Annotated in this window: 20 protein-coding genes, 5 tRNA genes and 1 other RNA gene; 9 read left to right on the forward strand and 17 right to left on the reverse strand. The window is 39.3% G+C overall.

Features of this window, described 5'->3' with window-relative positions:
* Positions 1-328: 328 nt before the first annotated feature.
* The 8 genes from H7O61_RS03145 to H7O61_RS03180 form a co-directional block, all read right to left on the reverse strand.
* On the reverse strand, positions 329-469 hold the full coding sequence (locus H7O61_RS03145) for a hypothetical protein (protein ID WP_000071330.1): 141 nt from the start codon (positions 467-469) through the stop codon (positions 329-331).
* 85 nt (positions 470-554) lie between these two features.
* Positions 555-1,316, reverse strand: coding sequence for a YaaW family protein (locus tag H7O61_RS03150; RefSeq protein ID WP_000323711.1), 762 nt, complete (start codon positions 1,314-1,316; stop codon positions 555-557).
* A gap of 341 nt (positions 1,317-1,657) precedes the next feature.
* Entirely contained in the window at positions 1,658-1,852 is a 195-nt protein-coding gene (locus tag H7O61_RS07855; protein WP_001992787.1) for a hypothetical protein, read from the reverse strand.
* A complete protein-coding gene (locus H7O61_RS03160; RefSeq protein WP_001930006.1) occupies positions 1,836-2,135 on the reverse strand; it encodes a hypothetical protein in 300 nt (99 codons plus the stop codon). The genes H7O61_RS07855 and H7O61_RS03160 overlap by 17 nt, the downstream gene beginning before the upstream one ends.
* A gap of 137 nt (positions 2,136-2,272) precedes the next feature.
* Positions 2,273-2,689, reverse strand: a complete 417-nt coding sequence (gene nusB / locus H7O61_RS03165; RefSeq protein WP_000235749.1) for a transcription antitermination factor NusB — start codon at positions 2,687-2,689, stop codon at positions 2,273-2,275.
* A 1-nt stretch (position 2,690) separates the two neighbouring features.
* Entirely contained in the window at positions 2,691-3,161 is a 471-nt protein-coding gene (gene ribH / locus H7O61_RS03170) for a 6,7-dimethyl-8-ribityllumazine synthase (protein ID WP_187875109.1), read from the reverse strand.
* Positions 3,162-3,170: 9 nt separating this feature from the next.
* Positions 3,171-4,001: a 3-deoxy-8-phosphooctulonate synthase gene (kdsA, locus tag H7O61_RS03175; RefSeq protein ID WP_187875110.1), complete on the reverse strand. Its 831-nt coding sequence runs from the start codon at positions 3,999-4,001 to the stop codon at positions 3,171-3,173.
* The gene (locus H7O61_RS03180; protein WP_033600366.1) at positions 3,988-4,653 is read right to left on the reverse strand and encodes a carbonic anhydrase; all 666 of its coding nucleotides are present in this window, start codon (positions 4,651-4,653) and stop codon (positions 3,988-3,990) included. The genes kdsA and H7O61_RS03180 overlap by 14 nt, the downstream gene beginning before the upstream one ends.
* Before the next feature lie 121 nt (positions 4,654-4,774).
* Between H7O61_RS03180 and pyrF the strand changes: the two genes are divergently transcribed.
* Both pyrF and panC read left to right on the forward strand, forming a co-directional pair.
* Positions 4,775-5,458 carry an orotidine-5'-phosphate decarboxylase gene (pyrF, locus tag H7O61_RS03185; RefSeq protein ID WP_187875111.1) on the forward strand — a complete coding sequence of 228 codons (684 nt, stop codon included), beginning with the start codon at positions 4,775-4,777 and terminating at the stop codon, positions 5,456-5,458.
* Complete coding sequence (gene panC / locus H7O61_RS03190) at positions 5,459-6,289, forward strand: pantoate--beta-alanine ligase (RefSeq protein ID WP_187875112.1); 831 nt, start codon at positions 5,459-5,461, stop codon at positions 6,287-6,289.
* Between the two features lie 13 nt (positions 6,290-6,302).
* On the opposite strand, the gene H7O61_RS03195 is transcribed toward panC, so the two are convergent.
* The 8 genes from H7O61_RS03195 to groES form a co-directional block, all read right to left on the reverse strand.
* Positions 6,303-6,378, reverse strand: a tRNA-Glu gene (locus H7O61_RS03195).
* A gap of 59 nt (positions 6,379-6,437) precedes the next feature.
* Positions 6,438-6,514: transfer RNA gene (locus H7O61_RS03200), tRNA-Asp, on the reverse strand.
* A gap of 50 nt (positions 6,515-6,564) precedes the next feature.
* Positions 6,565-6,640, reverse strand: a tRNA-Val gene (locus tag H7O61_RS03205).
* 42 nt (positions 6,641-6,682) lie between these two features.
* A tRNA-Glu gene (locus H7O61_RS03210) sits at positions 6,683-6,757 on the reverse strand.
* Between the two features lie 12 nt (positions 6,758-6,769).
* Positions 6,770-6,845, reverse strand: a tRNA-Lys gene (locus H7O61_RS03215).
* A gap of 857 nt (positions 6,846-7,702) precedes the next feature.
* A complete protein-coding gene (gene hopZ, locus H7O61_RS03220) occupies positions 7,703-9,751 on the reverse strand; it encodes a Hop family adhesin HopZ (RefSeq protein ID WP_231623817.1) in 2,049 nt (682 codons plus the stop codon).
* Positions 9,752-10,043: 292 nt separating this feature from the next.
* Entirely contained in the window at positions 10,044-11,684 is a 1,641-nt protein-coding gene (groL, locus tag H7O61_RS03225; protein ID WP_187875113.1) for a chaperonin GroEL, read from the reverse strand.
* Positions 11,685-11,709: 25 nt separating this feature from the next.
* On the reverse strand, positions 11,710-12,066 hold the full coding sequence (gene groES, locus H7O61_RS03230) for a co-chaperone GroES (protein WP_000671934.1): 357 nt from the start codon (positions 12,064-12,066) through the stop codon (positions 11,710-11,712).
* Positions 12,067-12,354: 288 nt separating this feature from the next.
* Here groES and dnaG point away from each other — a divergent pair, with 288 nt between their 5' ends.
* From dnaG to H7O61_RS03260, 6 genes are all read left to right on the forward strand, one after another.
* Positions 12,355-14,034 carry a DNA primase gene (gene dnaG / locus H7O61_RS03235; RefSeq protein ID WP_187875114.1) on the forward strand — a complete coding sequence of 560 codons (1,680 nt, stop codon included), beginning with the start codon at positions 12,355-12,357 and terminating at the stop codon, positions 14,032-14,034.
* A complete protein-coding gene (locus tag H7O61_RS03240; RefSeq protein ID WP_079297504.1) occupies positions 14,031-15,083 on the forward strand; it encodes an MnmA/TRMU family protein in 1,053 nt (350 codons plus the stop codon). The genes dnaG and H7O61_RS03240 overlap by 4 nt, the downstream gene beginning before the upstream one ends.
* 89 nt (positions 15,084-15,172) lie before the next feature.
* Positions 15,173-16,000, forward strand: coding sequence for a DUF5718 family protein (locus H7O61_RS03245; protein WP_187875115.1), 828 nt, complete (start codon positions 15,173-15,175; stop codon positions 15,998-16,000).
* 145 nt (positions 16,001-16,145) lie between these two features.
* Positions 16,146-16,427, forward strand: coding sequence for a TrbC/VirB2 family protein (locus H7O61_RS03250; protein WP_001272686.1), 282 nt, complete (start codon positions 16,146-16,148; stop codon positions 16,425-16,427).
* Positions 16,427-16,690: a hypothetical protein gene (locus H7O61_RS03255; protein ID WP_000584968.1), complete on the forward strand. Its 264-nt coding sequence runs from the start codon at positions 16,427-16,429 to the stop codon at positions 16,688-16,690. The genes H7O61_RS03250 and H7O61_RS03255 overlap by 1 nt, the downstream gene beginning before the upstream one ends.
* A gap of 1 nt (position 16,691) precedes the next feature.
* The gene (locus H7O61_RS03260; RefSeq protein WP_187875116.1) at positions 16,692-19,055 is read left to right on the forward strand and encodes a VirB4 family type IV secretion/conjugal transfer ATPase; all 2,364 of its coding nucleotides are present in this window, start codon (positions 16,692-16,694) and stop codon (positions 19,053-19,055) included.
* 29 nt (positions 19,056-19,084) lie between these two features.
* Here the strand turns inward: H7O61_RS03260 and ffs are convergent.
* Positions 19,085-19,182: signal recognition particle sRNA small type (gene ffs / locus H7O61_RS03265), an RNA gene on the reverse strand.
* A 171-nt stretch (positions 19,183-19,353) separates the two neighbouring features.
* Here ffs and H7O61_RS03270 point away from each other — a divergent pair.
* Entirely contained in the window at positions 19,354-20,694 is a 1,341-nt protein-coding gene (locus H7O61_RS03270) for a COG3014 family protein (protein ID WP_187875122.1), read from the forward strand.
* Positions 20,695-20,821 lie beyond the last annotated feature (127 nt).

Here is a 20,821-nt window from a genome sequence, read left to right on the forward strand (position 1 = left end):
TTAACGCCCTAAAAGGCTTAAACACACCCGCTAACTGCATATAAAGATAGCGCTACAGACGCTAATGAGCTTTATTGATTTTACAACCAGAGAATGACGGCAACTACAATGATTAAAATATTTTGATGTGCTTATCATTTTGGATAGGAATGCCTAATTCTAGCGTTAGCGATTTCACTCGTTATATCAATAAAGCGAATGTTAATAGTGTAAAACAAATCTGAATTTGGAAGCAGAAATCTATTGATTTTTTTTAGGTGGGGCTAATTTAATGAAACGCTGTTTTGATTTTTGGCACAAGAAACCCCCTCCTTTAACCCTCTAACCCTTACTTTTTATTGTTTTTATGTTCGTGGTTAGCGTTGCATTGATTGGCTTGGTTTTGGCTATTTTTTTGACAACTTTCGTTGTTTTGATTTTTAGCATCACCTTTTTGATTGTGGTTTTGATTACTGCAACTGTTACTCATTTTGTCTCCCTTTTAAATTAAAATAAAAACTAGATGCATTTTTGCATCTAGGCCTCCATTCTATACCTTTTTTTCTAAAAAAAGCTTAAACGGATTCTATTTGCAACGACTTCTTATCTTCATTGGCTTGTTGCGTTTTTAGGCGTAAAGTGGCGACCACAATGCATGCCGGTATGGTTACCCTATAAGCCGGCCCTGCAATATCAATCGCTGTCCATACGCCTGTAATGATCCAGCCAACAGGGCCTGTTAAAAAGCTCAGAGTTCTTGTAAGCACTTGATTGCCCGCAAGCGATAAACCACGCCCTAGAATGGTTTTTGCGACCGCATTCGCAACAATGACCGCTAATTGATAAGATTTAAAGCCTCCCATTTTAAACAGCGTTAAAGTCGCCGCGCTTAAGGCTTGTCTGTTCAAATTGTCAGTGTTTTTTATGGACAATTCATCGCACATTTCTTTCACTTCTTCATCGTCCATTTCTTCCAAACTTCTTTCTAAGATTTTAGAAAGCATGTTTTGTTCAATCAAAGTCGTTTCAGTTTTCTTGTTGTAATTGACCTTTAATTTATCGCACACATCGCACAAGATCTCTTTGTATAAGACTCCTTCGCCTTTAATGAAACTCGCAAAACTATTGCTCCCATAGTATTGCAATTCTTCAGCGATCCTTTCTGCGTATTTAGCGTAATCATCGCCATGCCTTTTGTATTCTAGGGAGCTTGTGAGTTTTTCATTGTGTCTTTTTTCGCCGTCTTTACCAAAAACAAGCACCTCAAACAAATCCAATAAATCACTAGATTCCAATTGCTTTAAAAATTCCAAGTCTCTATCATATTTGTATGCCATATTATTCCTTTATATTGTTTTATCACTTATTAAAAACAAACGACTTTTCGTGCTCCATCGCTGTTCTTCTAAAGTGATTACTGATTTTAATATCATTTGTCTAAAACTACACTTAATTAAAAAGGCTTAAGCTCAAAAGCCCAACGCTCTTAAGATTGCTTTAAAGCGTCAATTTTCTCAAACGCTAAAAGGGGGGATCTTTATCCCCATTTTTTCTAACCTTTACTTTTGCCATTTTATACTTAAGGTTATTAGGGGTTAAGCGGTTTGGAGCGGTTGTTATCATTTTTTTTTGTAATTCTTATGGCTAGGGTTTTTAGCGTCAATTCTTTGGTTATTGCTTAAATGGCTAAAAAGAAAATAACCACACAAATAAAAATGCGAGTTGTATTAGTTTCATTAGAATTTGCTTTAGCGGTTTCACTAACAGATTGTTTCGTATCATTATCTTCATTTGCTTGTTGTGTTTCTTGGTGTAAAGATTTACCGGAATTTGCTTTAATAATCCCATCAATCCCATTAATAAGTTGTTCCATTTCCTTTCGTCTTTGATCTCCATGCATGACCAAACAACACCAAGTAGTCAATACTACCCACAAAAAATGACTCTAAAAGCAAATAAATACTGAAAACCCCACCTCCTGAATAAACAACAATATCAAAAATATTATAACCAAGAATGACCCAAAGAATAAAGCTGAATATAGTTGAAAAAATCCTACCTCTCAAGAAAAAAGCTACCCATGGAAAAAATACAGCTAACATATAAATCACAATCAACTCCCTTAATTTTACTTCTACCGCTCGCTCAAATCCCACCAACCCCCTCTTTTAGTGATTAGTGATTAGTGATTATTAGTGATTAGTGATTAGTGATTAGTGATTAGTGATTAGTGATTAGTGATTAGTGATTAGTGATTATAGCATCATTTTTTAAATTTAGGCATAAAACGCCCTTAATTCAAGGGTTTTTGAGCGAGCTTTTTGCTCAAAGAATCCAAGATAGCGTTTAAAAATTTAGGGGTGTTAGGCTCAGCGTAGAGTTTGCCAAGCTCTATGCATTCATTGATGATGATAGGGTTTTGTGTGGGCGTGAAGCCAATTTCATACGCCCCTAAGCGTAAAATCGCCTTTTCCATGCTCCCTAATCGTTTGAAATCCCAGTCCTTTAAATGCGGTTCAATGAGGGCGTCAATTTCATTGATTCTTTCTAACACGCCATTAAAAAGGCTTAAGGCAAAAGCCAACTGGTTGTTTTTGATCTTTTTTTCTTCTAACATGCTGGAAGCGATTTTTTTAATTTCTTCATTACCGCTCTCAAACGCATACAACAATTCAACCACAGCCCCTCTGGCTTGAGTTCGTGTCGCCATTTTAATCCTTGAGAGTTTGGCACAAGCTCAACAATTCAATGAGGGTGCTCATCGCTTCAAAGCCCTTATTGCCGGCTTTACTGCCCGCTCTTTCAATCGCTTGTTCAATATTGTCTGTGGTAAGCACGCCAAAGCTTACCGGCATGCTGTATTTTAGCATCGCGCTGGCAATGCCATTAGTCGCTTCCGCGCTCACGTAGTCAAAATGCGGAGTCCCCCCTCTAATAATGGCTCCTAAAACGCACACGCCATCGTATTTTCCACTCCCTAACAACCTCTCTAAAATCAAAGGCAATTCATAAGCCCCAGGCACCAGCACGATGTCTAAAAGATCCTCATCGCCCCCATGCCTTTTAAAGCAGTCAATCGCCCCCTCTTGCAATCTGTCTGTGATGATATGATTGAAGCGCGATGTTAAAATAGCGACTTTTTCATTCCCCTGTAAGTGCAATTTCCCTTCTATGATTTGCATGAAATTCCTTTAAAATAAATTCTGGATTTTTAACATGTCGGTTACTAAATGTTCTAGCTCGTCAGGTTTTAGCATGTTCGCTCCGTCGCTTAGAGCGTTTTTAGGATCAACATGCGTTTCAGCGAACAACCCATCAATCCCCACCGCCGCTGCAGCTCTGGCTAAAATAGGGGCAAAAGAGCTATCGCCTGAACTTTTCCCGTTCGCTCCCCCTGGCATTTGCACGCTATGAGTAGCGTCAAAAATCACAGGGGCAAACTCTCGCATGATTTTTAAAGAGCGCATATCCACCACTAAATTCCCATACCCAAAGCTGCTCCCCCTTTCACACAACCACACGCCATTTTTTAACGCTGTTTCATAAGTGGGGCTTTGAATGCTACTATCTCTTGTTTTAAGGGCTTTTAAAACGGAATATTGCATGTCTTTTGGGTTCATGAATTGCCCTTTTTTGATATTGATAATGGCGTTAGTTTGGCTCACTTCTACAATCAGATCCGTTTGGCGGCACAGAAACGCCGGGATTTGTAAAATATCCGCTACTTTGGCCGCTATGCTTGCTTGATAGCTCTCATGCACATCGGTTAAGATTTTATAGCCAAATTCATCTTTGATCGTTTGCAGCATTTCTAAGCCTTTTTCCAAACCAGGCCCTCTGTAGCTCTCTAAACTCGTGCGGTTCGCCTTATCAAAACTCGCCTTAAAATAAAAATCCAATCGCTCGTTGTTGGCTAGGGGTTGTAATTTAATAGCGACACTTCTTAAATTTTCTAAACTCTCAATGACGCATGGGCCAGCGATTAAAACGGGTTTAGGGGTTTTTGTGTTAGAAGTTTTCATGACTTATCCTTTGTTTGATGGTCTCTTCAATCGGCTCAAAAAAATGGCTTTCAAAATTATAATTATAAATCCTGCCTGTTTCTATAATGTAGTGCCAACCAAAAATTTTTAATTCGTTATTCATCACTCTTTCTTGAATGAAATCATAGCTTAAGAGGTTGTTGAGTTGCAAGCGCGCGTTCAAACGCTCCGTAAGCCATGAACGCTTAGCGAAATGGTTACTGAATTGCGGGTGATCTTTTAATTCTTCTTTAATAGGCTCTAAAAATTGTATCCAGTTTGCAATGTAAGGGGTTTTAGCTTTGGTGGTTTCATCGTTGATCAAATGAATGCTCCCGCAAGCCCCACAATCGCTATGCCCGCAAATGATTAAGTTTTGAATCCCCACATGCGCAATAGCGTATTCAACGCTCGCAATGGTAGAAAGGGATTCTTTATAGCTTGTTTTAGGGGGGATCACATTGCCCATGTTGCGGATCACATACAATTCGCCCGGTTTGGTGCCAGTGATCAGATTAGGCACGACTCGTGAATCCACGCAAGAAATGAACAAAGTGTGGGGCTTTTGCTTAGTCTTTAAGCTCTCATAAAGCTCTTTAAGCTCTTCGTATTCATTCTCTTGAAACTCTAACGCCCCTAAAAACGCTTTCACTCTTTAACCCTTAAATCTCATTTTCTTAAACTTGGTTTTCATTTTAAAACGCTTATCATAGCTAAAATTCTTCCATTTCTTTTTGTTATAATGGCGTTATTTTACACTTTAAAGGGCTTTCATGCAATTGTGTGTCGCATTGGATTTAGAAAAAAAAGAGGACAATCTTTCTTTATTGCAAGAATTAAAGGGCTTAGATTTATGGGCTAAGGTGGGGCTTAGATCTTTTATAAGAGACGGGGCGACTTTTTTAGATGAAATCAGAAAGATTGATGGGAATTTTAAGATCTTTTTGGATTTGAAGCTCTATGATATTCCTTATACGATGGCAAATGCCGCGCTAGAATGCGCGAAATTAGAAATTGACATGCTCACCGTGCATTTAAGCAGCGCTAAAAGCGCGCTAACAGCTTTAATGCAACGCCTAAACGCTCTCAAAAAACGCCCCTTAATCATGGGCGTGAGCGCTTTAACGAGCTTTAGCGAAGAGGAATTTTTGAGCGTGTATAACGCCCCTTTAAAAACTCAAGCGATAAAATTAAGCGCTATGGGTAAAGGAAGCGGGATTGATGGGGTGGTGTGTTCGGTGTTTGAAAGTTTAGCGATCAAAGAGAATTTGGGTAAGGACTTTTTGACTTTAACCCCTGGCATAAGGCTGAATAAAAACGATAAAGAAGATCAAGAAAGGGTGGCGAACGCTAAAGAAGCCAAACAAAATTTAAGCGATTTTATCGTGGTGGGCCGCCCCATTTATCAGGCTAAAGAGCCTAGAAAAGTGGTTTTAGAGCTTTTAAAGGATTGTTAAATGCGGGTGTTAGAAACGATTGTTGCTTTAAGAGAATATCGTAAAAGTTTGAAAGAAAGCGTGGGGTTTGTGCCGACTATGGGGGCTTTACACAGAGGGCATCAAAGCTTGATAGAAAGGAGTTTGAAAGAAAATTCCCACACGATTGTAAGCGTTTTTGTCAATCCCACGCAATTTGGGGCTAACGAGGATTTTAGCGCTTACCCGCGTCCTTTGGAAAAAGATTTGGCTTTGTGTGAAAAATTAGGCGTTAATGCGGTGTTTGTGCCTAAAATTGGCGAAATGTATCCCTATGAAGCAGAGCAACGCTTGAAACTCTACGCCCCTAAATTTTTATCTAGCTCTTTAGAGGGGGCGGTGCGTCATGGGCATTTTGATGGGGTGGTTCAGGTCGTGTTAAGATTGTTCCATCTTACTAATCCCACTAGAGCGTATTTTGGTAAAAAGGACGCCCAACAGCTTTTAATCATCCAGCATTTAGTCCAAGATTTGCTTTTAGACATTGAAATAGCGCCATGCGAGATTATGCGAGATGATGATAATCTGGCGCTAAGCTCTAGGAATGTGTATTTGAATGCAACAGAAAGAAAACAAGCCCTAGCCATTCCAAAAGCTTTAGAAAATATCCAGCAGGCCATAGATAAGGGCGAAAAAGCGTGCGAAAAACTGAAAAAACTAGGGCTTGAAATTTTAAAAAATTTAGAAGTGGATTATTTGGAATGTTGTAACCACAAACTAGAGCCTTTAAAAACCGTAGAGCCGGCTAACACGCTGGTTTTAGTGGCGGCTCGTGTGGGTAAAACCAGGCTTTTAGATAATTTGTGGGTGTAGTTTAAAATCTTTGTGGCGACCCTTGAAAGATTTGAACTTCCGTTTCCACCGTGAAAGGGTGGTATCCTTGGCCACTAGATGAAAGGGTCATTTTTAACGATTAACTATTATATGAAAAAGCGTAGGAAATGATTTTAAAAGCGTTTGGTGGCGGAGCGGACGGGACTCGAACCCGCGACCCCCTGCGTGACAGGCAGATATTCTAACCAGCTGAACTACCGCTCCCTATCCAAACCCCATAGCCTAAAAACGTATGCTTGAAGCTAAGTCAAAAATGGTGGTCGCTATAAGACTCGAACTTATGACATCTACCTTGTAAGGGTAGCGCTCTACCAACTGAGCTAAGCGACCACAATATTGAGATAAAATCCAACTAAATCTATATTAAAAGAGTGGTGACTCCTAGGGGATTTGAACCCCTGTAACCACCGTGAAAGGGTGGTATCCTAACCACTAGATGAAGGAGCCACTACGCTCAAATGGTGACCCGTGTTGGATTTGAACCAACGGCCCATTCCTTAAAAGGGAATTGCTCTACCAGCTGAGCTAACGGGTCTCACAAAAATATAATGATACAATTTTTTTTAACGCTTGTCAAGAATAACTGAAAAATATTGCGGTTTTCATAGAAACGACACGCTCTCAAAACGGCATGGGTAACAACTATTACGCTTAAAACTTGGTTGCGTTTAATGCTACAAGGATCATAATAGACGCCATGCGTTTTAATGTTGGTTAGCGTTAGTTTTGGGGTTTTAAAAAGGCTTTGTTTTTCCCTAGCGCTAATAAATCTTATTAGGATTTAATGCTTTTTTTGTTTAAAAAATTTCATTTTTAAAAAATGGGTTTTTGTTTTATCGTTTTAGATCTCATTTTGTTGTGAAAATCATTTCATTGAATTTGTTTAAAATATTTAAAAACCCATTCCCTTAAGGAAGTAGGGGATATTTTGAAACCATTCTCTCCCTTTTAACCCCACTAACCCACAAAAAGAAGTGCTTTTTTAAAAAACTATCGCTTGAATTAGTATCAAGTTTTTCACTAACCAAATCGTCAAAAACGCTAAAAAAGATCTTCCATCAAACCCCCCCAAAAAACAAAGGGTTTAAAAAAATAATTTAAAAAAACCCCTCAAAAAAAGACTTAAAAAAGAAAGACTTTAAAAAAGAAAGACTTTAAAAAAGAAAGACTTTAAAAAAGAAAGACTTTAAAAAAGGGGGTTCAAAAAAGAAACCCCTTAAAAAGGGAGTTCAAAAAGAAAGGGTTCAAAAAAGATAATTTAAAAAACCCCAAAAAAAAGAGAGTTTAAAAGAAAGACTTTAAAAAGAAACCCCCAAACAAAGGCTTCAAAACAAAAACCCCCAAAAAAAAGAAACCCCTTAAAAAGGGAGTTTCACAAAGGGTTTTTAGCTTCTAGTAAGCGAACACATAATTCAAATACACGCTATAAAGCCTGCGGTATTGGAGTTGAGTGCCTAGCAAAGAATAGTAATTGGTGTTAATGGTGGGGATCTTCACGCCCAATTCCACGCCATGCTGAGCCGCATGATCGCTCGCTTTCTTTTTGTTTTTAGCGAGGTTCATTCTCAAGCCCAAATTGAATAAGAATTGGAAATTCGCCACGTTCATTTTAGCGCTATAGAAATTATTGAAAGTCGCTAAATTCATGTATTGGGAATTGAGCCATGAAGTGCCGGCTAACGCAATCCCTCCAAACACCCCAAAAGAAATCTTGCTGTTTTTGGTGGCTTTATCGTTGATAAAATTATAAAGGACATCTGTTCCTACCCCATAAGTGAACACATCAGAGGCGGAGTTGAAAAAGCTGGATTTGATATAGGCATGGTTGTAATCAAAAAAGCCGTAATACCTAGCCCCCCACCTTCTTTTTTCACCAAAAAATTGCTTGTAGCCCACTTGCACGCCGATCCCATTCATGGCACCGTTGTTGGTTTGAGAGCTGATTAATCCAATGCGTCTGAAAGGGTTATGCCCTAATTCTTGCGTGGCGCTTAATAATTGCGAATAAGCGCTTTGGTTGAGTTGGTAAACGGTCTTTAAGCCCTCGGGGCTATTAGGGTTAGTGGATTGGCTTATCAAATTTTTAAGGAATGGGGAATCAGGTGTGTTTGAAGCGGTCGTGGTGATGCTGTTATAAGTGTTGTTTAAATTGCTAAGGCTACCTCTAAAATCAAGTATAGTGCGTGCAAGCAACTCAGACTGCTTTATTTGCTCTGCTTGAGTGCCAAAATGTGCAAGGCTGTTATTTAAAGCCGTTATCGTCTCTTCTACATAGGCGCAACCGGCTCCCCAAGTGTTAGAAGTAACCCCTTGACTAGGCGTTGTGCCATCTGTTTTGCATGATGCCAAGTAGTTTGTGATAAATTGTTTTGGGATAGTGTCAAGGTCATTTTTCATTTGATTGGCCAGACTGAGCATCTTGGCTTGCGCTTGCGCATGGTTGAGCATGTTTTGAGCGAAAGCCCTATCAGAAGAGGTGTAAGGATTGAAATCTTGTGGCGCGTTTTGATTGTTTTGCTGGCTAGCGTTAAGGATTTGAGCTTGCGTTACGATTTCTTGGGCGTTTTTGATCATGCTAGTAACGGCGCTAAACTCAGTGGCAAAAACCTGACACACATTCCCTGCCGTATTTAAACCCCACGGTGCGCCTCCATTTTGTCCTGGGTTGTGATTTACCCATGGGCAGTTTGTAGTGAGGACGCTTATCATTTTATTGGCTTCTTGCAAAAGGGTTTGAGCGTCATTAGTAGTAGTAGTAGTAGTTTCACTTTTATTAGATCCATTAGTTTGTGTTGTTACTTTTACTTCTATCTTTTGAGTCGTGTTGTTCAAAGCGGGTACCCCTTGTTTTAACGCTTGTTGAAGAACTTGATAAGCTTGATTAAGCGTTTTAAAATTGTCAATGGATAAAGGGCCGCTAACTCCGTTGTTAAAACCGGTTAAATTACAATTAATGGAATTTGAATTGTGTCCTGGTTGGTCCTCAAAGGTTACGCTTGATTGCCCACTATTACCAGGACCGCATTGGACATTATAGGCTATCACATTCCACAGCCCCACCGCCGCATTGAGCGCCAAATACACCGCTTGATACGCGGGGGAATTGTCTTTTTCGCCAGTCAACCCTTGCGTGTTTGCTTTTAAATTATCGATCGCAGCATTGATTTCTGAAGGGCTACTCGCGTTCGTTACCGCCTGATTGAGATTGTTAAAATTGTTTAAAAGATTGCTCAAATTTTCATAAGTGTCTGAAAGTCTCTTCAATTCGCCGGTGTTTTTCACCATTTGAGCGGCTTCGCCGATTTGATAGCCGGCGCTTATAAAAAAGCCGTTGTCTTCAGCATTTAAAAGCGATGAAGCGAGAGAGAGAGAGAGAGTAAAAGGGTTTTTTTCATAAATATTCTCCTTGAAATTAAATTGAGTGATTGGAATTTTATACATTAAGAATGTATTAAAAGCATTGTAGCATGAAATCGTTTTTTTTTTTTTTGTCATTTAGAGAAAATTTTAGAATTTTGCATTTTTGCGCGTTTGTTTGGGTGGTATTGGAAAGGGTTTTTAGATTTTGTTTTAATGGAGCGCTAATGATAAAAGCTTGATTTTAACAGAGATTTTTGTTTGCGCGTTTTTCAAAAAAAAGCGGTTTTGTCAAATAAAAAGCACCCCCCAAAAAAAGGGGATTTTATAGAGTGCTTTTTAAAAAGTAAAGAAAAGTTACAAAAAGCAAGGGGGCTTACACCATGCCACCCATGCCTCCCATACCGCCCATGCCACCCATATCAGGCATTGCTGGGGTTGCTTTTTCTTCTTTGATTTCATGCACGGTGGCTTCTGTGGTTAAGAGCAGGCTTGAAACCGAAACCGCATTTTGTAAAGCGATCCTTTCTACTTTTAAGGGGTCAATAATGCCTTCTTTAAACATATCCACATACTTGCCATTGCTAGCGTTAAAACCAAAATGCCCTTCGTGTTTTTGCACTTCATTCACGACCACACCGCCATCATAACCAGCGTTAATAGCGATTTGGGCTAGTGGGGCTTTAATGGCGCGCATGATGATTTCATAGCCCACTTTTTCATCATCGTGTAAATTCAAATGCACTTTTTGAGCCGCGCGAATGAGAGCCGCACCGCCGCCAATAACAATGCCTTCTTCAACCGCCGCTTTAGTCGCGCTCAACGCGTCATCAACCCGGTCTTTTTTCTCTTTCATTTCCACTTCACTCGCAGCGCCCACTTTAATCACAGCCACACCGCCAGAGAGTTTAGCCAATCTTTCTTGCAATTTTTCTTTGTCATAATCGCTTGTCGTGCTTGCAATTTGGGTTTTGATTTGCGCGACTCTGTCTTTAACATCATCGCTATGGCCTTTGCCATCTACGATCGTGGTGTTGTCTTTGTCAATCACAATCCTTCCGGCTTTGCCTAAAAACTCCACTTCAGCGTTTTCTAGACTCAAGCCTAATTCTTCGCTAATGACTTGACCGCCGGTTAAAATAGCGATGTCTTTGAGCATTTCTTTTCTTCTGTCCCCAAAGCCTGGAGCTTTAACCGCTGCGATATTCAACACGCCTCTTAATTTATTCACCACTAGAGTCGTTAAAGCTTCGCCCTCAATGTCTTCAGCGATGATTAAAAGCGGTTTGCCCTCTTTCATGGTTTTTTCTAGTAGCGGGAGGATGTCTTTCATGCTAGAGATTTTTTTATCCGTTAAAAGGATGTAAGCGTTATCCAATTGAGCGGTCATTTTCTCAGCGTTGGTTACAAAATAAGGGGAGAGGTAGCCTCTATCAAATTGCATGCCCTCTACGACATCCAATTCATCTTCAATGCCCTTAGCTTCTTCAACGGTGATCACGCCGTCTTTGCCCACTTTTTCCATAGCGTCAGCGATGAGTTTCCCGATATTGTGATCGGAGTTTGCAGAAATGGTCGCCACTTGGGTGATTTCTTCTTTACCGCCCACTTTTTTGCTCGCTTTTTTAAGCTCATTAATAATCGCTTCAGCGGCTTTATCCATGCCTCGTTTCACTTCAATAGGGTTAGCCCCAGCCGTGATGTTCCTCAAGCCTTCTTTAAAAATGCTATAAGCCAGCACGGTTGCGGTGGTCGTGCCATCGCCGGCAGCATCAGCGGTTTTGCTCGCTACTTCTTTAACGAGTTGAGCACCCATGTTAGCCACCGGGCAACTTAATTCAATCTCTTTAGCCACGCTCACGCCGTCTTTGGTGATGCTTGGAGCGCCATAGCTTTTTTGGATCAACACATTCCTGCCTCTTGGCCCCATGGTTACTTTGACAGCGTCATGGAGTTGTCTCACGCCTTCAAATAAAAGGTTTCTTGCACTATCTGAAAATTTGATTTCTTTTGCCATTTTGTATCCTTAATAATAATGTTTTTTAGTGTTTTTTGTGATCATGACAGCAAGCTTCATGCTCTTTAGCATGCTTATGGTCATGATTACCTGTATGACAACAAGAGCCTGAGCCCACAATGCCTAGAATGTCTTCTAGTTCTAATACCATGTATTCAGTGCCATCTAAAACGATTTCTGCGCCTTTGTATTTGCCAAAAGCGATCACATCGCCTTCTTTAACGCATTTGCAACCCTCACTGATTTTATGGCTAACCGCTTTGACTACGCCCATTAAAGGCTTTTCTTTAGCGTTATCAGGGATGATGATGCCTGAACTGGTTTTGTTCTCTTCTTCAAGTCTTTCTACTAAGACCCTTTCTCCTAATGGTTGAAACTTCATTTCAGTTCTCCTAAGTTTTGATAAATAAAATAGAAATTTAGCGCTTATTGTTATTAAGCGACACAACTATAGCGCATTTTTAGGGATAAGTCAAGCCATAAAAACAAATATAAGACTATAACTATAAGGATTATTAAGTCTATTTATATAAAGTTTCATTAGTTCAAAAATATAAGGATTAGAAAAAAAGGGGGCGTTATCAACAAACCTTTTTGAAGATTTTATTTATTGAGTATAATTCATTCAAGCGAGTTAAAACAAGAAAGCACGATGAAGAAAGCATGAAAAATGATTCTTAAAAGTTCCATTGATCGCCTTTTGCAAACGATAGACATTGTAGAAGTCATTAGCTCTTATGTGGATTTGAGGAAGTCAGGTTCGAATTACATGGCTTGTTGCCCTTTTCATGAAGAAAGGAGCGCGAGTTTTAGCGTCAATCAAATTAAAGGGTTTTACCATTGCTTTGGGTGTGGGGCGAGCGGGGATAGCATTAAATTTGTGATGGCGTTTGAAAAGCTTTCGTTTGTGGAAGCGCTTGAAAAATTAGCCCACCGATTCAATATAGCTTTAGAGTATGACAAAAGCGCTTATTACGATCATAAAGAAGATTACCACCTTTTAGAAATGGTGAGTTCGTTGTATCAAGAAGAGCTTTTTAACGCCCCGTTTTTTTTAAATTACTTGCAAAAAAGAGGGCTTAGCATAGAGAGCATCAAAGCGTTTAAATTAGGCTTATGCACGCATAGAATTGATTACGGCATTGAAAATAAAGGCTTGAATAAGGACAAGCTCATTGAATTAGGCGTGCTGGGCAAGAGCGATAACGATCAGAAAACCTATTTGCGCTTTTTGGATCGCATCATGTTCCCTATTTATAGCCCTAGCGCTCAAGTGGTGGGTTTTGGAGGGCGCACCTTAAAAGAAAAAGCGGCCAAGTATATCAATTCGCCCCAAAGTAAGCTTTTTGATAAATCCAGTTTGCTCTATGGCTATCATTTGGCTAAAGAACACATCTATAAACAAAAGCAAGTCATCGTTACAGAGGGGTATTTGGATGTGATTTTATTGCACCAGGCGGGTTTTAAAAACGCCATAGCCACGCTTGGGACAGCTTTAACGCCATCGCATTTGCCCTTGCTTAAAAAAGGCGATCCAGAAATCCTCTTAAGCTATGATGGGGATAAGGCAGGGCGAAAGGCGGCTTATAAAGCGAGCCTGATGTTGGCTAAAGAGCAAAGAAAGGGGGGGGTGATTTTGTTTGAAAACAACCTAGACCCTGCGGATATGATCGCTAATGGCCAGATTGAAACCTTAAAAGACTTGTTATCGCGCCCCATGGCTTTTATTGAGTTTGTTTTAAGGCGCATGGCGGGTTCTTATCTTTTAGACGATCCTTTAGAAAAAGATAAGGCCCTTAAAGAAATGTTAGGGTTTTTAAAAAACTTTTCCTTGCTTTTACAAAGCGAATACAAGCCCTTAATCGCTACGCTTTTGCAAGCGCCTTTGCATGTTTTAGGGATTAGGGGGCCAGCCTCTTTTCAGCCTTTTTACCCCAAAACAGAAAAACCCAATCATGCTCAAAAGTTTGTTAATGCTTCTAACACGCTCAGTTTGGAATTTTTAGAAAAATTAGTGATCCGCTATCTTTTAGAAGACAGAAGCTTGTTGGATTTAGCGGTGGGTTATATCCATAGTGGGGTATTCTTGCATAAAAAACAAGAATTTGACGCTTTGTGTCAAGAAAAATTAGACGACCCTAAATTAGTTGCGTTATTATTAGATGCGAATTTACCCCTAAAAAAAGGGGGTTTTGAAAAGGAATTGCGTTTGTTGATTTTGCGCTATTTTGAGCGGCAACTCAAAGAAATCCCTAAAAGTTCGCTCCCTTTTAGCGAAAAAATGATCTTTTTAAAAAAGGCTCGCCAGGCCATTATGAAATTAAAACAAGGAGAATTGGTCGCCATATGAAAAAAATAAAAGCTTTAGCCTTATTTAGTGGGGGGTTGGATAGTTTGTTGTCCATGAAATTACTCATTGATCAAGGCATTGAAGTAACCGCCTTGCACTTCAATATAGGGTTTGGGGGGAATAAAGATAAAAGAGAGTATTTTGAAAACGCCACCGCGCAAATTGGGGCTAAGCTCTTGGTGTGCGATATTAGAGAGCAGTTTTTTAACGATGTGTTGTTCAAGCCCAAATACGGCTATGGGAAATATTTCAACCCTTGCATTGATTGCCATGCCAACATGTTTAGGAACGCTTTTTATAAAATGCTTGAATTGAACGCGGATTTTGTTTTGAGCGGGGAAGTGCTAGGGCAACGCCCTAAATCCCAAAGGAAAGAAGCGCTCAATCAGGTGAGGAAATTAGTCAGAGAGGTGGGCGAAGAGGCTCGTTTTGATCCCATTTTAGACCGAACGCAAGCAGGCGGTGAAAAACCGCAATTTTTAGATGAGTTGTTATTGCGACCCATGAGCGCTAAACTCTTAGAGCCTACTTTTATGGAAAAAAAGGGTTTTGTTGATAGAGACAAGCTTTTAGATGTGAGTGGTAGGGGGCGCACTAGGCAATTGCAAATGATCAAAGATTACGGCTTGAAATATTATGAAAAGCCAGGTGGGGGGTGCTTGCTTACAGACATTCAAGTGAGCAATAAGATTAAGAATTTAAAAGAATACAGAGAAATGGTGTTTGAAGATGGCGTGATTGTCAAAAACGGGCGTTATTTTGTCTTACCTAATAACGCTCGCTTGGTGGTGGCAAGGAATGAAGAAGAAAACCATAAATTAGACATTGAGCACCCCTTAATGGATAAGATTGAATTATTAAGCTGTAAAGGCCCTTTGAGTTTAGTGGATAAAAACGCCAGCAAAGAAGATAAGGAATTGGCCGGTCGTATCGCTTTAGGCTATGCTAAGACTTTAAAAAATCAAGCTTACCTCATTCAAATAGGGAATGAAAAGCACGAACTTTACCCTTTGGATAAAGAGAACGCTAGGGAGTATTTGTTCGCTTGAAAGGGGAGTTTTTGAGAATTTTAGGGGTTTTCTTTTTATGCTATAATGGAAAAAGCTCTAATCATTAAGCTATTTGCTAGGAGGTTTGCATGCAAGAGTTTTTAGGTTTTGGTGTGGTGGGGAATTTTGCAGGGCATTTGGAGCAAGCAGGAGAGAGTCATAGTTTTATTAACATGAAAAGCGAAGAAAAGGACGCCCCTAAGGGGTTGTTCCCTTTTTATATCCCGTATGAGAATTGCTATTTGGGGCGTTGTTGCATTAATAACCATAAGATTATTTTGCCAAATGATTTGAATTTGAAAGTGCAAGCAGAGCCAGAAATCGCTTTAGAATGCGATGTTAAGTATGATGAAAAACATTTGGTAACCAAGCTTGTGCCTAATTTTTTCATGGCGTTTAATGACGCTTCTGTGCGTAATTTAGAAGCCGCAAAGCTCTCCCAAAAAAAGAATTTTTCATCAGCTTCTAAAGGTATAGGGCAGAAATTGCCTATTGACAGGTTTGTTTATGGGGGAGTGTGTAACAATTTTTCTATCGCGTCTTTTTTGAAATACGATAATGTTTGGCACGTTTATGGGGAAAACAGCAAATTGCTCAAATACGAGTTTTTTTACCAAAAACTCTTAGATTGGATCAAAGACAGATTGAACCACCAACAAGATGGCGATTCTTTAGAGGCTTTAAGACCTTTTTTAGAGCGCCATAATTTCCCTACTAAAATGATTTTTGCGATTGGGGCTACCCCTTATATGCCTTTTGCGCAAGAGCATTTCTTACAAAAAGGCGATGAGGTGGTGATTATCGCTTACAACCATTTACAATACAGCTTTGAAAAGATTCAAAACCTCTTAGAAGAAGACGCCCTACAAACCAAAGAACATGCTAATCTTTCTTATGTCTATCAAATCGTAGAATAGTAAGGCTTTTACCTCTTTAGCTTTGCTTTTTTACCCTTTTAAAGATTAAATACACCCTTTTTGACCCCCTTTTAGGGAGTTTTTATGGTTTTTTTGAGATAATAGAGCATTATAAAGTTAATTAAAATTAAACAAAAGGGTTTTGATGTCCGCTCATTTTTTAAAAATCATTTTTTTAGTAGGCATGTGCGTTTCAAGTTTGTTCGCTGAAGGTTTAGAGGGGTTTTTTAACGCCCTAGAAGCCCAGCTCAAAAGCCCCATCGCTAAGGGGATTTTAATGGTGATTTTCATAGGGATCGCTATTTATGTGTGGAGGAATTTAGACCGGTGGAAAGAGATTTTATTCACGATCCTTGGCGTGGTGTTTGGGATTTTTTTATTCTTTAAAGCCCCGAGTTTGGCGAATTGGTTTATGGGAATTTTTTAATGATTATCCTCTCAGCGAGCGTGAAGAATTTGCGTGAAATTTCGGTTAAAGAAAAATTTTTATGGCTGAACGCTAAATCTTATTTGATTTCTGTTTTTGTGCCTTTTATCTTGCTCCCTTGGATTGATTTATTGAGCGCTTTTTTATTGTATTTAGGGTTTTTAGCGCTCTTTAGCGCGCTGGAATTTTTTGATGAAGACATTGCAGATATTATCGTGGCTAAAAGCAAAATAAAGACTAAAACCAAATGTTATAGAGCGTAGGATGCTAGAAAAGCTTTTAGGCACTATCAAACAAAAAGTTTCAAACTATTTTTTAGGGGCTTTGCCTAAAAGTTATTCAATGAGTGAAGAAAACAACATTTTAGGCTTGTATGATGAACATTTTTTGCTCACTAAAAACGAAAACTTAGTGGGCATTCTCCGTTTAGAGGGGGTGAGCTACACCCATTTAAGCACAGAGCAATTGCAAGATCTTTTCACCGAGCGCCAAATGGCTTTGGATTCTTTAGAAAAGGTCGTGGCGCGCCTGGTGGTTAAAAGGCGTAAAATTGATTATAAACAAAACATTCAATCTGATTCTAAACACTTGCAAGCGATTTTGAACCAGTTTGAAAATAAAGAAGTGTATGAGAATCAGTATTTTTTGGTTTTAGAAAGCGCGCACTCTTTACAGGGCGTTTTAGAGCATAAGAAAAAATCTTTCATGCATGCCAATAGGGAAAATTTTAAGGATATTCTCTCTTATAAAGCGCATTTTTTGCAAGAAACTTTTAAAAGCTTAGAAATCCAGCTCAAAAACTATGCCCCCAAACTCTTAAACTCTAAAGAGGTTTTGAATTTTTACGCGGAATACATTAACGGGTTTGAACTCCCTTTAAAGCCTCTAGTAGGAGGGTATTTGAGCGATAGCTATATCGCTAGTTCTATCACTTTTGAAAAAGATTACTTCATTCAAGAAAGCTTTAACCAAAAAACCTATAACCGCTTGATTGGCATTAAGGCTTATGAGAGCGAGCGCATCACTTCTATAGCGGTGGGAGCGCTTTTATACCAAGAGACGCCTTTAGATATTATCTTTTCCATAGAGCCTATGAGTGCGCATAAAACGCTGAGTTTTTTAAAAGAGAGGGCCAAGTTTAGCATGTCCAATCTCGTTAAAAACGAGCTGTTAGAATACCAGGAATTAGTCAAAACCAAACGATTATCCATGCAAAAATTCGCCCTAAACGTTCTTATCAAAGCCCCTAGTTTAGAGGATTTAGACGCTCAAACGAGCTTAATTTTAGGGCTTTTATTTAAAGAAAACTTAGTGGGCGTTATAGAAACTTTTGGCTTGAAAGGGGGGTATTTTTCCTTTTTCCCTGAACGCATCCATTTAAACCACCGCTTGCGTTTTTTGACCTCTAAAGCCCTAGCGTGTTTGATGGTGTTTGAAAGGCAAAATTTAGGTTTTAAGGCTAATTCATGGGGGAATAGCCCTTTGAGCGTGTTTAAAAATTTGGATTATTCCCCTTTTTTATTCAATTTCCACAACCAAGAAGTGAGCCACAATAACGCTAAAGAAATCGCTAGAGTGAATGGGCATACTTTAGTTATAGGGGCAACCGGAAGCGGTAAAAGCACGCTGATTAGCTATTTAATGATGAGTGCTTTAAAATACCAGAACATGCGCCTTTTAGCTTTTGACAGGATGCAAGGGCTGTATTCTTTCACAAAATTTTTTAAAGGGCATTACCATGACGGCAAATCTTTTAGCATCAACCCCTTTTGCTTAGAGCCTAATTTGCAGAATTTAGAATTTTTGCAATCCTTCTTTTTGAGCATGTTTGATCTTGCCCCTTCAAGGGATAAAGAAGCCTTAGAAGACATGAATGCGATTTCTTGCGCGATTAAGAGCCTTTATGAGACTTTATACCCTAAAACCTTTAGTTTGCTAGACTTTAAAGAAACGCTTAAAAGAACCTCATCTAACCAATTGGGCTTGAGTTTAGAGCCGTATTTGAATAACCCCCTTTTTAACGCTTTGAATGACGCGTTCAACTCCAACGCTTTTTTAAACGTGATAAACCTAGATGCGATCACCCAAAACCCTAAAGACTTAGGGCTTTTAGCCTATTACTTGTTTTATAAGATCTTAGAAGAGTCCAGGAAAAACGACAGCGGTTTTTTGGTTTTTTTAGACGAATTTAAATCCTATGTGGAAAACGATTTGTTGAACACTAAAATCAACGCTTTAATCACGCAAGCCAGGAAAGCTAATGGCGTTGTGGTGTTGGCCTTGCAAGATATTTACCAATTAAGCGGGGTTAAAAACGCCCATAGTTTTTTAAGCAACATGGGGACTCTTATTTTGTATCCGCAAAAAAACGCTAGGGAATTGAAACACAACTTCAATGTGCCTTTGAGCGAAACTGAAATTTCATTTTTAGAAAACACGCCTTTGTATGCCAGGCAGGTTTTAGTCAAAAATCTGGGCAACGGGAGTTCCAACATGATTGACGTGAGTTTGGAGGGCTTGGGGCGTTATTTGAAGATCTTTAATTCAGATTCTAGTCATGTCAATAAAGTGAAAGCGTTACAAAAAGACTACCCTACAGAGTGGCGTGAGAAACTTTTGAAGAGTTAGCTTAAAAAAGTCAATATCGCTTGAAGCACTCCTATTCAGATGGCTAAGGCACACAAGAAATTAAGGGACTCTGCTGTATTCCTACCCTGAAGCGTTACCCTAAAGTCCTATTGCATAGGTCTAAATAAGAGCTTAGGGATCATTTTAACCATAAAAAGCTTATGTTTTCATTAAAAATGTTATGATACGCTCAAATAGTCAAGCAAAAATGTCAATTAAAAGGGTTAGATTGAAAATATTCGTTCTGTTGATGTCGGTAATTTTAGGAATATCATTAACAGGTTGCATAGGCTATCGTATGGACTTAGAACATTTTAACACGCTCTATTATGAAGAAAGCCCCAAACAAGCTTATGAATATTCCAAACAATTCACTAAGAAAAAAAAGAACGCTCTTTTATGGGACTTGCAAAACGGCTTGAGTGCTTTATACGCCAGAGATTACGAGACTTCTTTAGGGGTATTAGATCAAGCCGAGCAACGCTTTGATAAAACCCAAAGCGCTTTCACAAGAGGGGCTGGTTATGTGGGCGCTACCATGATTAATGATAACGTGCGTGCTTATGGGGGGAATATTTATGAGGGCGTTTTAATCAATTATTACAAAGCGATAGACTACATGCTTTTAAACGATAGTGCGAAAGCTAGGGTGCAATTCAACCGCGCGAACGAACGCCAGCGCAGGGCTAAAGAATTTTATTATGAGGAAGTGCAAAAAGCCATTAAAGAGATCGATTCTAGCAAAAAGCACAATATTAATATGGAACGCTCTAGGGTAGAAGTGAGCGAGATTTTAAACAACACCTATTCTAATTTAGACAAATACGAAGCTTATCAAGGCTTGCTTAACCCGGCGGTTTCGTATCTTTCAGGGTTGTTTTACGCTTTAAATGGGGATAAGAATAAGGGGTTAGGCTATCTTAATGAAGCCTATGGGATCAGTCAAAGCCCTTTTGTAGCCCAAGACTTGGTTTTTTTTAAAAACCCTAACAGGAGCCATTTCACTTGGATCATCATTGAAGATGGTAAAGAGCCGCAAAAAAGCGAATTTAAAATTGATGTGCCTATTTTTATGATCGATTCGGTTTATAACGTGAGTATAGCCTTGCCCAAGCTAGAAAAAGGGGAAGCGTTTTATCAAAATTTCACCCTCAAAGACGGAGAAAGAATAACGCCCTTTGACACTTTAGCCTCAATAGATGCGGTGGTCGCTAGCGAATTCAGGAAGCAATTGCCCTACATTATCACTAGGGCTATTTTATCAGCCACTTTTAAGGTGGGCATGCAAGCGGTGGCGAACTATTATTTGGGGTTTGTTGGCGGGTTAGTAACTTCCTTGTATTCAGGTGTTAGCACCTTTGCAGACACCAGAAACACGAGCATTTTTGCCCATAAAATCTATCTTATGCGTATCAAAAATAAGGCTTTTGAAAATTATGAAGTTCAAGCTGATTCTATTGACGCTTTTTCGTTTTCATTAAAGCCTTGTAAAAGATCGCTTGAAAGCCCCAAAGTCATTGACGCTAGGGAATTGCTTTCAGGGTTTGTAACAGCCCCACAAATCTTTTGCTCTAACCGCCATAATATTTTATATGTGCGCAGCTTTAAAAACGGGTTTGTTTTGAGTCGTTTAAAATGATTTAAAACCACCCAAGCAGAAATCCCAAATATCTTTAGTGTTTGGGATGAATGCTTTAGTTCCGCTAGGAACTATATAAAAACCTTAAGTGAAACTAACCTTGATTTTCTATATACGCCTTGATAGT

The organism is Helicobacter pylori (assembly GCF_014496965.1).
GTDB classification, from domain to species: domain Bacteria; phylum Campylobacterota; class Campylobacteria; order Campylobacterales; family Helicobacteraceae; genus Helicobacter; species Helicobacter pylori_CZ.

What these genes read in the sequence shown, in the direction of transcription:
- H7O61_RS03145 (WP_000071330.1), bottom strand. Translation starts at nt 469, where the DNA reads ATGAGTAACAGTTGCAGTAATCAAAACCACAATCAAAAAGGTGATGCT.
- H7O61_RS03150 (WP_000323711.1), bottom strand. Translation starts at nt 1,316, where the DNA reads ATGGCATACAAATATGATAGAGACTTGGAATTTTTAAAGCAATTGGAA.
- H7O61_RS07855 (WP_001992787.1), bottom strand. Translation starts at nt 1,852, where the DNA reads ATGGAACAACTTATTAATGGGATTGATGGGATTATTAAAGCAAATTCC.
- nusB (WP_000235749.1), bottom strand. Translation starts at nt 2,689, where the DNA reads ATGGCGACACGAACTCAAGCCAGAGGGGCTGTGGTTGAATTGTTGTAT.
- ribH (WP_187875109.1), bottom strand. Translation starts at nt 3,161, where the DNA reads ATGCAAATCATAGAAGGGAAATTGCACTTACAGGGGAATGAAAAAGTC.
- kdsA (WP_187875110.1), bottom strand. Translation starts at nt 4,001, where the DNA reads ATGAAAACTTCTAACACAAAAACCCCTAAACCCGTTTTAATCGCTGGC.
- pyrF (WP_187875111.1), top strand. Translation starts at nt 4,775, where the DNA reads ATGCAATTGTGTGTCGCATTGGATTTAGAAAAAAAAGAGGACAATCTT.
- panC (WP_187875112.1), top strand. Translation starts at nt 5,459, where the DNA reads ATGCGGGTGTTAGAAACGATTGTTGCTTTAAGAGAATATCGTAAAAGT.
- hopZ (WP_231623817.1), bottom strand. Translation starts at nt 9,751, where the DNA reads ATGTATAAAATTCCAATCACTCAATTTAATTTCAAGGAGAATATTTAT.
- groL (WP_187875113.1), bottom strand. Translation starts at nt 11,684, where the DNA reads ATGGCAAAAGAAATCAAATTTTCAGATAGTGCAAGAAACCTTTTATTT.
- groES (WP_000671934.1), bottom strand. Translation starts at nt 12,066, where the DNA reads ATGAAGTTTCAACCATTAGGAGAAAGGGTCTTAGTAGAAAGACTTGAA.
- dnaG (WP_187875114.1), top strand. Translation starts at nt 12,355, where the DNA reads ATGATTCTTAAAAGTTCCATTGATCGCCTTTTGCAAACGATAGACATT.
- H7O61_RS03240 (WP_079297504.1), top strand. Translation starts at nt 14,031, where the DNA reads ATGAAAAAAATAAAAGCTTTAGCCTTATTTAGTGGGGGGTTGGATAGT.
- H7O61_RS03245 (WP_187875115.1), top strand. Translation starts at nt 15,173, where the DNA reads ATGCAAGAGTTTTTAGGTTTTGGTGTGGTGGGGAATTTTGCAGGGCAT.
- H7O61_RS03250 (WP_001272686.1), top strand. Translation starts at nt 16,146, where the DNA reads ATGTCCGCTCATTTTTTAAAAATCATTTTTTTAGTAGGCATGTGCGTT.
- H7O61_RS03255 (WP_000584968.1), top strand. Translation starts at nt 16,427, where the DNA reads ATGATTATCCTCTCAGCGAGCGTGAAGAATTTGCGTGAAATTTCGGTT.
- H7O61_RS03260 (WP_187875116.1), top strand. Translation starts at nt 16,692, where the DNA reads ATGCTAGAAAAGCTTTTAGGCACTATCAAACAAAAAGTTTCAAACTAT.
- H7O61_RS03270 (WP_187875122.1), top strand. Translation starts at nt 19,354, where the DNA reads ATGGACTTAGAACATTTTAACACGCTCTATTATGAAGAAAGCCCCAAA.